Origin of the sequence: Vibrio floridensis (assembly GCF_021852965.1) — a bacterium.
GTDB lineage: Bacteria > Pseudomonadota > Gammaproteobacteria > Enterobacterales > Vibrionaceae > Vibrio > Vibrio floridensis.
Map to the genome: position 1 here is coordinate 76,405 of NZ_JAKGCY010000015.1, position 13,727 is coordinate 90,131.

Consider the following 13,727-nt stretch of genomic DNA (forward strand, 5'->3'; position numbering starts at 1 on the left):
ACCCAAGGATGTAATCAACCCGTTGCACTCGACAAACAAATTGAGATCTGCGTCGGTTACTTCATTACCATTAATAAGATCTAAACCTTACACTTACTTCGAGCGCAAACGATAACCTTCGTCACATCCATCAAGAGATGCCGCTCAAATTCCCCCAACATTATTCAGCGAAGTTTAAGGAAATAACATGTCTGGAATGCGCACCCTTGGCGAGTTCATTGTTGAGAAACAAGCGGACTTCCCCCACGCTAGCGGTGATCTCTCTTCCCTTTTGTCGTCGATTCGCTTGGCGGCCAAAATCGTTAACCGTGAAATCAACAAAGCTGGCTTAGTTGATATTACTGGTGCTGCGGGAGCAGAGAATATACAAGGTGAAGTCCAACAAAAGTTGGATGTCTACGCCAATGAGAAGTTTAAATCGGCACTCGAAGCACGCGACCAAGTGTGTGGCGTAGCGAGTGAAGAAGAAGATGAAGCGGTCGCTTTTAACAAAGAACTAAACAAAAACGCCAAATACGTGGTGTTGATGGACCCTCTTGATGGGTCATCGAACATCGACGTTAACGTTTCTGTCGGCACCATTTTCTCTATCTACCGTCGAGTTTCTCCTATTGGCACCCCTCCTACTCAAGAAGACTTCTTGCAACCAGGACACAAACAAGTCGCTGCGGGTTACATCATTTACGGCTCTTCCACCATGTTGGTGTACACCACGGGCAATGGCGTGAATGGTTTCACCTACGATCCATCACTCGGCACCTTCTGTCTGTCGCACGAAAACATGATGATCCCGAAAGATGGCAAGATCTACTCGATTAACGAAGGCAACTACATTCGCTTCCCTATGGGCGTGAAGAAATACATTAAGTATTGTCAGGAAAATGTGCCAGAAGATGGCCGTCCTTACACCTCACGCTACATTGGTTCTTTAGTCGCTGATTTCCATCGCAATCTACTCAAAGGCGGTATCTATCTTTACCCAAGCACACAAAGCCACCCTCAGGGTAAGCTGCGTTTGCTGTATGAATGCAACCCGATGGCCTTTTTGATTGAACAAGCAGGCGGGTTGGCCTCAGATGGCATAAAACGTATCCTCGATATCAAACCAACGGAATTACATCAACGCGTGCCTTTCTTCGTCGGCTCCACCAATATGGTGAAAAAAGTTGAAGAGTTTTTAGAAATTCACCGTGACGAAGCCTAAAGAATGAGACAAAGCGCCTGCAACAGCAGGCGCTTTTTGTTAGCCACTTTGGAAAGCCCAACGCACTCGGTTTACAGCTCTGCCTGTTTGCGGCTAAATTATCACCGTTCAGCCCAAAAACTAAAGAAAAGGAAATCACTCATGAGTTTAAATAACGTCCCGGCGGGCAAATCACTGCCTGATGATCTGTATGTGGTTATTGAGATCCCAGCCAACGCAGATCCGATCAAATACGAAGTGGACAAAGAGTCTGGCGCGGTGTTCGTTGATCGCTTTATGTCAGCGCCGATGTTCTACCCATGCAACTATGGCTACGTTAACCATACCCTTTCGCTGGATGGCGACCCAGTCGATGTGTTGGTCCCAACACCTTACCCATTGATGCCAGGTTCGGTTATCCGTTGTCGCCCGGTGGGCGTGCTTAAAATGACGGATGAATCCGGTGAAGATGCCAAAGTCGTCGCGGTACCTCACTCAAAACTGTCCAAAGAGTATGATCACATCCAAGATGTCAACGATCTTCCTGAATTGTTGAAAGCGCAGATCACCCACTTCTTTGAGCGCTACAAAGAGCTTGAATCGGGTAAGTGGGTCAAAGTGGATGGCTGGGAAGACGTGGAAGCAGCGCGTAAAGAGATCTTAGATTCTTACCAACGTGCACAGAACAAATAATCCTTGCCCATTGAAAGACAAAAGAGCTGTGTGAACACAGCTCTTTTTGATCATCACCGCTTTTTTGTTCTTACAAACCCCCAGCCGTCGACATTTGACCAGAGACGTAGTCTTGCTTGAAGAAAGGGTCAACATCATCACAAATGCCGTAGTAAGGCTTACCAATCACTCCCAACAAATACGCATTCTGTTGGCAGTACTGCTGTTTACCTTCTTGATAGCCCATTTGATATGACGTCAGCAAAGAAGTGGAAAGCTCACGTGGTTGTGCCAACTTGAGTAAACGAGCCTCACTCAAAGCTAACTTACCATCCAACGCAGTTTCTTCGCCAAAGCGGTGCCAATCTGATACTTGCTCCGACTGAGGTAATGGGGTTTGAACGCAGCCAACCAGCAAAATAAGAATTGCGGTCGAAAATATTGCTTTCATGATCTGTCTCCTTATTGGGATATTTCCCTCGTAGGCCGTCGCTTCATCGACCAAGACAACACAAGCCTATTTCAGTATACGCCTCAAAAGACCAAGTCGGTCAACTTCAATAGCTCAAACACACACGGATAGAGATCACGCACCATGATTAGCGATGCCATTCGGCAGAAGGTATGGTTCTATTACTACTTGAGGAAGTTGCATTCTAAGCACTAGAAAACCAAAGAAAAAATGCCAGTCAGAAAGTCTGACTGGCATCGATATCGCTTTCAACGTTTAGTCGTCTAGCGCTGCTGAGTTACTGCGCACTCAAGCTATTGCTTAGCTTTCACCACTCAATTACTTTTCAGCACCTTTTGCGTTATTCATGTATTGGAAGAACTCACTCTTAGGATCCAGTACCAGAATATCGCTCTTAGATCCAAATGACTTCTCATAGGCTTTTAGAGAGCGCATAAAACTAAAGAATTCAGGATCTTTGTTGTAAGAGTCCGAGTAGATCTTCGCTGCTTTTGCATCTGCTTCACCGCGTGTTACACGCGCTGTTTTGTCTGCTTCAGCCAGAATCGTCGCCACTTCTAACTCCGCTTGTGCACGGATAACTTCCGCTTTCTCACGGCCTTGAGAACGGTGCTTACGCGCCACTGACTCACGCTCTGCGCGCATACGACGGTAGATAGACTCACTGATTTCATCCGGAAGATTGATTTTCTTCATACGGAAGTCCACCACGCGAACACCCAAGTCTTTCATGGCACTTTCACGCGTATCCTTCAATACATTCGACATGATCAGGTCACGTTCACCATCGATCTCCAGAGCTTGGCGAGCCGCTTCAGTACTCACTTCTGCGCTGGTCACGCTTTCTGGCAACACATCACCGTTACGTGGACCAGAAACAATCTGTTTGATCTCACGAGCACCGATTTCTGCACGCAAAACGTCGGTCACTTTACGCTCAAGTAACGCTTCAGCGGTTAGCGTGTTACCACCCCCCGTTGCTAGATAGTAACGACCGAAATCCTCAATACGCCATTTCACATACGAATCGATGATGACGTCTTTTTTCTCTGACGTCACGAAACGGTCTGAACGTCCGTCCATTGTCTGAATACGTGCATCTAACGTTCTCACGCGATCAAACAACGGCATTTTGAAATGCAAACCCGGTTCGTAAACTCGGGTAACGTCATTGGTATCTTTGAGTACTCGACCAAAACGCACCACAATACCACGTTCACCTTCTGGGATGACAAACAGCGACATCAGTAGTGCTGCCAGTACAAGAACCAGTACAGGGATCATTAACTTACGCATTCTTAGTATCTCCCTTGACGTGAACCTGTTGAACGAGACTGCGAGTTTTGAGCATCATCACTTGTTGACTCTGATTCCAATTGGATCTGATCGTAAGTTGAAGAAGATTTCGCTTTACGCTTGGTATCGGTTTGAGTACCTTGCCCCGCCAACTTATCAATCGGCAAATACAAAAGGTTGCCACTTGATTCTGAGTCGATCAGTACCTTAGAAGTACTTGAATACACCTCTTCCATCGTATCTAGGTAGAGACGATCACGAGTAACTTTCGGCGCAGCTTGGTATTCAGGCAGCAATTTTTCAAACTGAGCCACTTGACCCAACGCTTCGTTGATAGTGCGTTCGCTGTAACCTTGAGCTTCTTTCTTCAGACGCTCAGCACGACCCGTTGCTTTTGGCAGAATTTCGTTTTTGTACGCTTCCGCTTCACGAATAAAACGCTCTTCATCCTCGCGCGCTGCAATCGCATCATCAAACGCATCTTTTACTTGCTCAGGCGGACGAGCCGACTGGAAGTTCACATCCACAATCACTAAGCCCATGTCATAGCTGTCAATGATTTGATTTAGCGTTTGTTGTGTACTTTGACGAATCTGCTGACGACCACTGGTCAAAATACTGTCCATCAGTGAATCACCGATCACGGCACGCAGTGCCGAGTCTGTCGCTTGACGCAAGCTGTCATCCGCGTTAGTCACTCGGAACAGATATTTGTAAGGATCCGCAACACGGTACTGAACATCCATCGATACCGTCACAACGTTCTCATCTTTGGTCAACATCGTACCTGATGAACGTAATGAGCGAATCGCTTGAACGTTAACGGGTGTAACTTCATCGATAAAGCGTGGACGCCAGTTCAAACCTGGATCCACGATGCGGTCATACTTACCTAAGCGTAACACCACACCACGCTCTGCTTCACCAATGGTGTAGAAGCCAGCGAAAACCCAGACAAGTACTGCAATAACGGCAATGACACCAAAGCCAATTGCACCGCCACCACCAATTGAAGGCCCACGCCCTCCCTTGTTGCCAAACTTACCACCCAGCTTTTGACTCAGTTTATTAAACACTTCATCCAAATCCGGCGGCCCTTGGTCTCGTCCTCCCGGACGCTGACCACCACGATTATTATTACCCCAAGGGTCATTATCGCGGCCATTGTTGCCGTTGTTATTTCCAGGCTCATTCCACGCCATTAGAAAGCTCCATCATTTGATATGACGTTATACTGTAGCAGTCCTTTAAGTGACGATAAAGTCACGCAAAACTGCCCCTTCTCTTTTTTCAAGTCTAGACCAATCTACTTGTTGCATTCGAATATCGATCAACAAGTTACCATCCAGATCATACTCTTCTTGTTGAATACACTTCATTTGGAAGAATGTACTACGAAACCGACCTTGATGCTGTGGCGGGATTCGCAACTGACACTCAACCATAGCGGACGCGAGGCGCTCCGTCAGTGCTTCAAACAGAAGATCAATGCCTTGACCATCCATCGCAGAAAGCCAAACCACGCGAGGAATCCCCTCATCGTCGCGCTCAATACGTGGACGTTGGTCTTCCATATTGTCGATCTTGTTCATTACCACGAGTGTAGGAATCTCGTGAGCATCGATTTCTTCTAGAACTACGTGAACAGCTTGAATATTCTCACGAAAACGCTCATCACTGGCATCAACAACATGTAACAAAATGTCAGCTTCTTGCGTTTCTTGCAAGGTTGCTTTGAAGGCAGCCACCAAATCGTGAGGTAGGTGGCGGATAAACCCTACAGTATCTGCAAGAATTGCAGGGCCAACATCCGCTAACTCGATCTTACGTAATGTCGGGTCAAGTGTGGCAAATAACTGATCCGCAGCGTAAACCCCGGCTTCGGTAATGCGGTTGAACAATGTCGATTTTCCCGCGTTGGTATAACCAACCAAAGAGATCGTCGGGATTTCTGCACGATTTCGGGCACGACGCCCCTGTTCACGCTGCTTCGCAACTTTCTCTAAACGACGCAAAATCGCCTTAATGCGTTCACGCAGTAAGCGGCGGTCCGTTTCAAGCTGAGTTTCCCCAGGTCCACGCAAACCGATACCACCTTTTTGCCTTTCAAGGTGCGTCCAACCACGAATCAAACGAGTGGAAATATGTCGAAGCTGAGCTAACTCCACTTGAAGTTTACCTTCATGAGTTCGAGCTCGTTGGGCGAAAATATCCAGAATCAGACCGGTACGGTCGATGACTCGACACTGACACAATCTTTCGAGGTTGCGCTCTTGGGCAGGAGAGAGGGCGTGATTGAATATCACAATTTCAGCCCCAGTGATTTGCACAGCTTGTGCAATTTCCTGAGCCTTTCCCTCTCCGACGTAGTATTTGGCGTGTGGTGCCTGACGACTTGCAGTGATAACTTGTAATGTTTCTACCCCCGAGGATGAAACCAACAATTCACATTCTGCAAGGTCTTCCCACTCGCCTTTTTGCGTGAAGTTGACATGAACAAGTACGGCTCGCTCACCGGATTCATAACGGTCAAACAAGCAATCAACTCCTTAAAGTGTTTAAATGATCGATAACGAAATTAATCTTCTGATTTGTCGTTTGGACGATCTGAACCACGCTCACCACTGTGATGACTCACTGGACGAGCAGGAACCACAGTTGAAATAGCGTGCTTATAAACCATTTGGTTTACTGTATTCTTCAGCAGGATCACAAATTGATCGAACGATTCGATCTGACCTTGCAGCTTGATACCGTTTACTAGGTAAATCGATACCGGGATACGCTCACGACGGAGTGCATTTAGAAATGGGTCTTGTAGAGATTGCCCCTTAGCCATTTTATTTTCCTTATTTAATTTGTAGTTGTAATTATTTAGCTAGTGGTGCACTGCAAAAGAAAATGCCTTTGCATCTGAGCTAAACGAACAAAAAACACTCTTAGTTACTAGCAGCTTAAACGGTAAGTTACCAGTACTGATCCTTCGTAGAGTGTATTCACGCAAAAACGATCACATTATACACAGCTATCTCTATCAGATGCTATGGCTTCTGAAAGAGTTTCTAGTGACTGTTCAATGTTTTCGCTATCCAACCAAGTTAAATTATCCCAGCTGCGCAACCAGGTAATTTGTCGCTTGGCCAATTGACGGGTCGCACAAACGCCACGATAAATCGCTTCGTCTAAAGTGCAATTTCCATCTAAATAGTCCCACATCTGTCGATAGCCTACACACCGAATGGAAGGGAGATCCGGATGAAGATCCTTGCGTGTATACAAGGTTTTCATTTCGTCTTCAAAACCTGCTTCCATCATTTTATCGAAACGCAGTTCAATACGACGATGGAGCTCTGCCCTTTCCTTGGGAGCTATTGCGAACTGCTTGACACGAAACGGTAAACTTTCCCCTTTCGTTTCCGTCAGCTCAGTAAGAGTTTTACCTGAAATCCGATAAACTTCCAATGCACGCGACAATCTTTGCGGATCATTCGGGTGTATTCTCGCTGCCGATACAGGATCAATCTCTTGAAGCTCATCGTGCAATACTGACCAACCTTTCGTCAATGCTTCTTGTTCAATTTGCTGACGGATTTCAGCATTTGCAGCAGGAAGTGGTGACAGACCTTCGAGTAACGCCTTGAAATACAGCATAGTTCCACCAACAAGCAGCGGAATTTTGCCTTGTGCAACGATCTCGTTCATTGCTGCGAGAGCATCACGACGAAAATCAGCCGCAGAATAGGCTTCGGTCGGATCTAAAATATCGATCAAACGATGCGGTGCCAGTTGTTGCTCGCGTTCATCAGGTTTGGCAGTGCCAATATCCATGCCCTTGTAAATTAGAGCAGAGTCGACACTGATAAGTTCAACTGGATATCGTTGACGCAATCGGATTGCTAATTCCGTTTTTCCCGATGCTGTCGGCCCCATTAAAAACAGAGCTAAAGGTAATTGTTCAGTCATGGTGTCATGTCAGTTGTGCAATCGTTGCCGAGAAATCGACACTCGTGACCAGTTGAGCATCCTGTAGCGGGAGCTTCTCTTGCCAGAGTTGTTCGAGTTCCGAAATAATTTGTATCGCCTCAGAAAGTGTATAGTGGCTTTTCACTTTTGCCACACGCAACGCCAACCACTGCGCCATCGCCGTGTCATTTTGTGCCAGCTCTTTCTTCTGGGCTTGCGAAGCGGCGTAAGATAACAGATCTGGAATAAGAAGTTGTAAATTTTGTTGTCTTAATGGCGCAGGCACCCCCATCACCATCAGGGCTTTCTCATTACGCATTTTGAAGAGGATCCCCATCCGAGCAAAACGATCTTGATGCTCTTGCGCGGCATGAACCAACCCTTTTTCCAGTTTTAGCGAAAGCGGCACCAACAAAGGCTGAGACTTCAATGCCGCTTTATCACCATTCAGTTGCCCAAGGATTCGATAGAACTCTGCACGAGCAAGAGAAATCAGTTGGCAACCCGCCTTCGTTGTCGTCAAAAGATAACGTTGCGCCACCACAGATACCGCCTTCCCTAACTCTTGGACAGGAGAGGCGATGGAGGGCGACGGATCACATTCCACATTCTGGGACGGAAAATCCGGGGTATGAAGTAACTCCGCATACGCTTTGACTTGCTGTTTGCTGGGTGCTGGCTCGCCATAGCGTTCACTCTGATTTGAAGATGATGTATGACGCGCAGGGGATCGTGACTCCATCCAAACATGGCGCTCATTGTGTGGCGCAGGTGAAACTTCACAGCCTTGTTCACTGGAGAGCGAGCTTTCCAAAGGTGCCCGTTGCTGCAACTGTTGCTCTTGTCCTGCTTTTCGTGGATAGGCTGGCGCTTTTTCAATGGCGTGATAAACCGCTTGTGGAACCTCATTACTTTCGGCAGGAAAGCTGCCTTGTGGAGCAACTTCTGGCTCGGCTTGATAATGAAAAGCTGACTCATTGATTTGCGGTTGCTCGATACTGTCACTTTGCGCCAACGCACTTGCAAGCGCTTGATAAATAAAATCATGCACCAAGCGGGCTTGATGGAAGCGCACTTCATGTTTGGCCGGATGAACGTTGACGTCAACTTGATGTGGGTCCAACTCAATGAATAAAACATAAGCGGCAAATTGCTCAGGCTTTAAGCTCGTCTCATAGCTTTGGCGAATGGCATGATTGATGAGCTTGTCGCGCATCATCCGGCCATTAACATAACAATATTGCAGATCACTTTGCTGGCGAGCCCCTTCTGGTGTGGTGATCCAACCGTGAAGTTTGAGGCCTTGATGTTCTAGCTCTATTTTCAGCATGCAACGTACAAACGCTTGACCACAAACGGTGGCTAAGCGTTTTTCTGCCTGAAGATCATTGTGTGCAGCACGGTATTGTCGGATCACTTTGCCGTTGTGGCGTAAGGTTATCGACACATCAAAGCGGCTGAGTGCAATCCGTTTTAGCAGCTCATCAATATGGGCAAATTCGGTTTTCTCAGTACGAAGAAATTTGCGTCTGGCAGGGGTGTTAAAAAACAGATCGACCACTTCAACGGTGGTACCAATTGGGTGAGCGCTAGGCTGCAGTTTCACCTGCATATCTCGCCCTTCCGCATAAGCACTCCACGCTTGTTCTTGCGTTGCAGGGCGAGAGGTGAGGGTTAATCGCGATACTGAACTGATACTGGCTAACGCTTCACCACGAAAACCAAGACTCATAATCGCTTCCAGATCGTCCAAGGTGTGGATTTTTGAGGTCGCGTGTCGGCTTAGTGCAAGGCCAAGCTCATCTTTCACAATGCCAGAACCGTTGTCACGGATACGAATCAGCTTTGCGCCGCCTTTCTCGATATCGATGTCAATCTTAGTCGCCCCTGAATCGAGGCTGTTTTCCACTAGTTCTTTGACCACAGAAGCGGGGCGTTCAACCACTTCACCAGCCGCTATCTGGTTGGCCAAACGTGCTGGTAATATCCGGATCGTCATCTCTTTGCCTACTTATTTGGAATAATCAGCACTTGGCCAATGGCAAGCTCATCTGAACGCAAGTTGTTGGCTTGGCGAATGCTCGACACACTAACATCGTACTTCGCAGCGATTTTGCTAAGAAACTCACCACGAGCAACCGTATGTCTTCGGATCGGTTGATCCTTCAAGTTCACCGTAATCTTTAGCGTCTGCCCCACCCAAAGTGTATCGGTTTTGAGCTTGTTCTCTTTGCGAATATCTGCCACTGATACCTTATATCGATCCGCAATCATGCCCAAAAACTCCCCTCTATCCACTTTATGGGTGATGGTCTTTGTTTCCACAGTATTCGGTTGAGCGGCGATCACTTTAGAACTTGGCACCCCACGCTGAATTTTTAGGTTTTGACCAATCGATAAGCTTGATGACTTAAGCTGATTGTCTTGCATGATCGCTTGCGTTGAAGTGCCGTAACGTTGGGCAATCACACTCAATGACTCACCTTGTTTCACCGTGTGAACGATAGGTTTGGCGCTGGAAGCAAACACCGTACCTTCAGGTGGGTTATCTTTCAGATACTTGAGCACCGCTTTAGCGATCGCTTTGGCCAATTTGTCTTGGTGTGCTCGCTGAAACAACAACTTTTCCTCAGTCGGGTTTGAGATGAACCCCGTTTCGACCAAAACTGAAGGAATCTGCGGTGAACGCAACACAGCAAGGCTGGTATTAATTGGTTGGCTGTTATGCAACTCGGCAACTTTCCCCATTTCCGACAAAATTTCGGTCGCGAGTTTGTAACCCTCTTTCTGAGAATGGCTAAATTGCAGATCGAGCAATGTCTGGTTGACATTCTTATCGTTAATATTGCTGAAAGCCGCTCCGGAACCGCCTAATATTTCGGACTGTTTCTCATGGTTCTCTACCCATCGGGCAATTTCCGTATTGGCTCGACGGGTGTTCAACACGAACACTGAGCCACCGCGCGGTTGCGGAGAAGTAAAGGCGTCGGCATGCACAGAAATCAGCAAATGTGCGTCATTTTCACGCGCAATCGCCACACGACGGTTCAGATTAACAAAATAATCACCAGAACGTGTCAGTTTGGTTTTGATACCAGGGACCGCGTTGAGCTCTGCAGCAATTTTGTGTGAAATACTCAACGTAGCGTTCTTTTCATAACGACGCGTTGGACCTATTGAACCGGGGTCTTCACCACCATGCCCTGGGTCAATCACAATAAGAATTTCCTCCGCATGCTGGACTGACTGAATCTCTTTGCTCACAGCTTGCGGTTTTGAGCTAGGTGTGGCGGATGTAGCACTACGAGCGTTATGTGGTAAGTCGATCACTAGGCGATGTCCGTAATCGCCTCCGGGGGTTGGAGCCAGTTTAAAAAGCTCCGCTGATGTACTTTTCTTAAGTTCAAACACCAAGCGATAAGTGCCAGACTCTGGTGGCGAACTTTGACGGATGCGAGACAGCACTGGGCTATCACTAACAGCAATCGGCAATTTAGTTTTGAGTGATGTGCTTTTCAGATCCACCACTAAACGATCGGGTTTGGTCAATGAAAAATAGCTGAAGTTTGCTTCATCCGCTAAATCCACCACCACTCGAGTTTCATCCGGTGCAGGCCATACCCTCACGCCTTGTAAAACATTGGCCCATACAAGAGAAGGAATCAGAATATAGAGTGCAGACAGCCAGACTGCTGCATTTCGAATGCGCTTTAAACTCAACATAACTCCAATTTACTGAGCAGTTTCAGGCCGTAATCATTGTTTGCTTTTACTTGTGCGATACGCTGTTCGCCGTGGTAACGAATATCAATATCAAGATCCGGCTTGGGAAGAAGGCCTTCACCCTTTTCAGGCCACTCCACCAAACAGATCGCATCGTGAGTAAAATAGTCGCGAATGCCCATGAACTCGAGTTCCTCGGGATCGGCTAATCGATAAAGATCAAAGTGGTATACTTGCCAATCAGCCAACTGATAAGGCTCTACCAAAGTGTAAGTAGGGCTTTTTACATTACCTGCATGACCAAGCGCTCTCACAAAACCACGACTAAAGGTGGTTTTTCCAGCACCAAGATCACCATGTAAGTAAATCGTGGTTTGTTGGGAGCAAAGATGGGCAAGTTGTGTTCCAAGCAGAACGGTAGCCTGCTCATCTTTCAGTTCGAACTGTTTTACGTTCATGATCATGTATCTCTGAATGTCGAAGTTGACTATATAAAAATCAAAAGAACACGAATAGTAAACCGTGTCCATTTTGAGAGACAAGCACCCAAATGTCATTTCAACGAAAAATCGCTCTAGATCGAGGGTTAGAGTAGAACCTTAAGCTAAGATCCAGTAAGATCCGCGTCCGTTTTTTAACAGACAGTCATCATGGATTACCATCAGCTCGCACAACAAATCAAATTATGGGGCAAAGAACTCGGCTTCCAAAAAGTCGGGATCTGCGATATTGATTTGAGTGAGCATGAAGCCCAATTACAAAAATGGCTCGATTCTGGTTACCACGGCACCATGGATTGGATGGCGAGACACGGTATGATGCGCGCTCGCCCTGCAGAATTACTACCCGGTACCATACGTGTCATCAGCGTTCGTATGGATTACCTGCCTCCTCAGGCTCAATTTGCTTCGAATTTATCTGACCCTACACAAGCTTATATCAGCCGCTATGCCTTGGGGCGCGATTACCACAAACTGGTTCGCAAACAACTTAGTGCACTAGCAAAAAAGATTGAAAACGAAGTGGGTCAATTTGGCTATCGACCTTTCGTTGACTCCGCCCCCATTTTAGAAAGACCACTCGCGCAAAAAGCCGGATTAGGCTGGACAGGGAAGCACTCATTAATCCTCGATAAAGAAGCCGGCTCTTGGTTTTTTCTGGGAGAGTTACTTATCGATCTTCCACTTCCAATCGACCAGCCTAGTGAAGATCACTGTGGCAAATGCCAAGCATGCATTACCTCCTGCCCAACTCAAGCGATTGTTGAGAACCAAGTGGTCGATGCGCGTCGCTGCATCTCCTATCTCACCATCGAGCACTCAGGCGTGATCGCACCGGAATTTCGTAAAGCCATCGGAAACCGGATCTATGGCTGCGATGATTGCCAACTCGTTTGTCCGTGGAATCGCTATGCCGAACTCACCACTGAAGGCGATTTTCATCGACGAGAAGCGCTCACTAATGCCGATTTGGTCGAACTTTTTTCATGGGACGAGGGGACTTTTCTAAAAAACATGGAAGGTTCAGCAATTCGCCGAATTGGACATATCCAGTGGTTAAGAAACATTGCTATTGCGATGGGCAATGCACCGCTGTCACCCAGTATTATTGACGCACTACAGCAACGCAAAGGGCTAAGCGCACTTCTCGATGAACATATTGAATGGGCCCTGCAAGAGCAACTGACTCAACGCAGTGAGTTTCAGTTCGATATGAAAAAGCAAAGACTAATACGTATTGTCGATAAAGGACTTCCAAGAGATGCAAGATAGTGGCGACACATTTTTACGCAGTAATATTTGATTTCCATCTCAAATTTTACAATGTGGAAAAAATTGACAGAGCCTCTCAGAAAGTGGCACTAAAAAAAAGTTAAACACATATCCAATCAATGACTAGGATCAATAAAGTCAAGCTTAGTGATCAAAAAACAACACCACAGAATAAAAAAAAATACGACATTACCATTCAAAAACAACAACTTACCAATCAACATCAAGAGTGCACGATCACTGTAATCTTAAATGATCCTCTATTGTCAAGAAGAAAGTGTTCATTAGATATTGTTATCAACCAAGTTATCCACATCTAACTTTCTGTGGATAAGTCTGTTAATGAACAACGTAAAGAGGCTACCTGCCTGCACTTAGCAGAGATAGTGATAATTGAGCTAGAAAGGAAACGACAAAAACATCCGAATATCTATATCGGATATAAGTTTCATTTTAGGGATTCATGCTTCGCAGCATTATTGAAAGAGCAGTACAGAAGGTGATGATCACCGCCTCATTGCATGACGGGATAGCATCTTTCGCACAAAACAAGGAATTGTCATCGTCCGAAAATTGGTTGCGGGGGCCGGATTTGAACCGACGACCTTCGGGTTATGAGCCCGACGAGCTACCAAGCTGCTCCACC

The 13,727-nt window shown here is 46.6% G+C and carries 13 protein-coding genes; 4 read left to right on the forward strand and 9 right to left on the reverse strand.

The genetic code is table 11. The features are described 5' to 3' along the window. The first annotated feature begins 187 nt into the window (after positions 1–187). Together fbp and ppa are read left to right on the forward strand one after the other, a co-directional pair. A complete protein-coding gene (gene fbp / locus LZU85_RS17795; protein WP_176297565.1) occupies positions 188–1,204 on the forward strand; it encodes a class 1 fructose-bisphosphatase in 1,017 nt (338 codons plus the stop codon). A gap of 141 nt (positions 1,205–1,345) precedes the next feature. Further along, the gene (gene ppa / locus LZU85_RS17800; RefSeq protein WP_011078784.1) at positions 1,346–1,876 is read left to right on the forward strand and encodes an inorganic diphosphatase; all 531 of its coding nucleotides are present in this window, start codon (positions 1,346–1,348) and stop codon (positions 1,874–1,876) included. 70 nt (positions 1,877–1,946) lie between these two features. Here the strand turns inward: ppa and LZU85_RS17805 are convergent, their stop codons facing one another. From LZU85_RS17805 to tsaE, 9 genes are all read right to left on the reverse strand, one after another. Then, on the reverse strand, positions 1,947–2,306 hold the full coding sequence (locus tag LZU85_RS17805; protein WP_176297564.1) for a DUF2799 domain-containing protein: 360 nt from the start codon (positions 2,304–2,306) through the stop codon (positions 1,947–1,949). A gap of 339 nt (positions 2,307–2,645) precedes the next feature. Further along, on the reverse strand, positions 2,646–3,623 hold the full coding sequence (gene hflC, locus LZU85_RS17810) for a protease modulator HflC (RefSeq protein ID WP_176297563.1): 978 nt from the start codon (positions 3,621–3,623) through the stop codon (positions 2,646–2,648). A 2-nt stretch (positions 3,624–3,625) separates the two neighbouring features. Further along, on the reverse strand, positions 3,626–4,825 hold the full coding sequence (gene hflK / locus LZU85_RS17815; protein ID WP_176297562.1) for an FtsH protease activity modulator HflK: 1,200 nt from the start codon (positions 4,823–4,825) through the stop codon (positions 3,626–3,628). A 45-nt stretch (positions 4,826–4,870) separates the two neighbouring features. After that, positions 4,871–6,160 carry a ribosome rescue GTPase HflX gene (gene hflX, locus LZU85_RS17820; protein WP_237288002.1) on the reverse strand — a complete coding sequence of 430 codons (1,290 nt, stop codon included), beginning with the start codon at positions 6,158–6,160 and terminating at the stop codon, positions 4,871–4,873. Positions 6,161–6,201: 41 nt separating this feature from the next. After that, complete coding sequence (hfq, locus tag LZU85_RS17825) at positions 6,202–6,462, reverse strand: RNA chaperone Hfq (RefSeq protein WP_176297560.1); 261 nt, start codon at positions 6,460–6,462, stop codon at positions 6,202–6,204. Positions 6,463–6,638: 176 nt separating this feature from the next. Next, the gene (miaA, locus tag LZU85_RS17830; RefSeq protein WP_237288004.1) at positions 6,639–7,586 is read right to left on the reverse strand and encodes a tRNA (adenosine(37)-N6)-dimethylallyltransferase MiaA; all 948 of its coding nucleotides are present in this window, start codon (positions 7,584–7,586) and stop codon (positions 6,639–6,641) included. Between the two features lie 4 nt (positions 7,587–7,590). Next, positions 7,591–9,585: a DNA mismatch repair endonuclease MutL gene (gene mutL / locus LZU85_RS17835; protein WP_237288005.1), complete on the reverse strand. Its 1,995-nt coding sequence runs from the start codon at positions 9,583–9,585 to the stop codon at positions 7,591–7,593. Positions 9,586–9,593: 8 nt separating this feature from the next. Beyond that, positions 9,594–11,309, reverse strand: coding sequence for an N-acetylmuramoyl-L-alanine amidase (locus tag LZU85_RS17840; protein ID WP_176297557.1), 1,716 nt, complete (start codon positions 11,307–11,309; stop codon positions 9,594–9,596). Further along, positions 11,303–11,767 carry a tRNA (adenosine(37)-N6)-threonylcarbamoyltransferase complex ATPase subunit type 1 TsaE gene (gene tsaE / locus LZU85_RS17845; protein ID WP_176297556.1) on the reverse strand — a complete coding sequence of 155 codons (465 nt, stop codon included), beginning with the start codon at positions 11,765–11,767 and terminating at the stop codon, positions 11,303–11,305. The genes LZU85_RS17840 and tsaE overlap by 7 nt, the downstream gene beginning before the upstream one ends. 192 nt (positions 11,768–11,959) lie before the next feature. On the opposite strand from tsaE, the gene queG reads away from it, so the two are divergent. Then, positions 11,960–13,081 carry a tRNA epoxyqueuosine(34) reductase QueG gene (gene queG / locus LZU85_RS17850; RefSeq protein WP_176297555.1) on the forward strand — a complete coding sequence of 374 codons (1,122 nt, stop codon included), beginning with the start codon at positions 11,960–11,962 and terminating at the stop codon, positions 13,079–13,081. A 463-nt stretch (positions 13,082–13,544) separates the two neighbouring features. Continuing rightward, on the forward strand, positions 13,545–13,727 hold a 183-nt coding region (locus LZU85_RS17855), incomplete at its 3' end, for a hypothetical protein (RefSeq protein WP_237288007.1).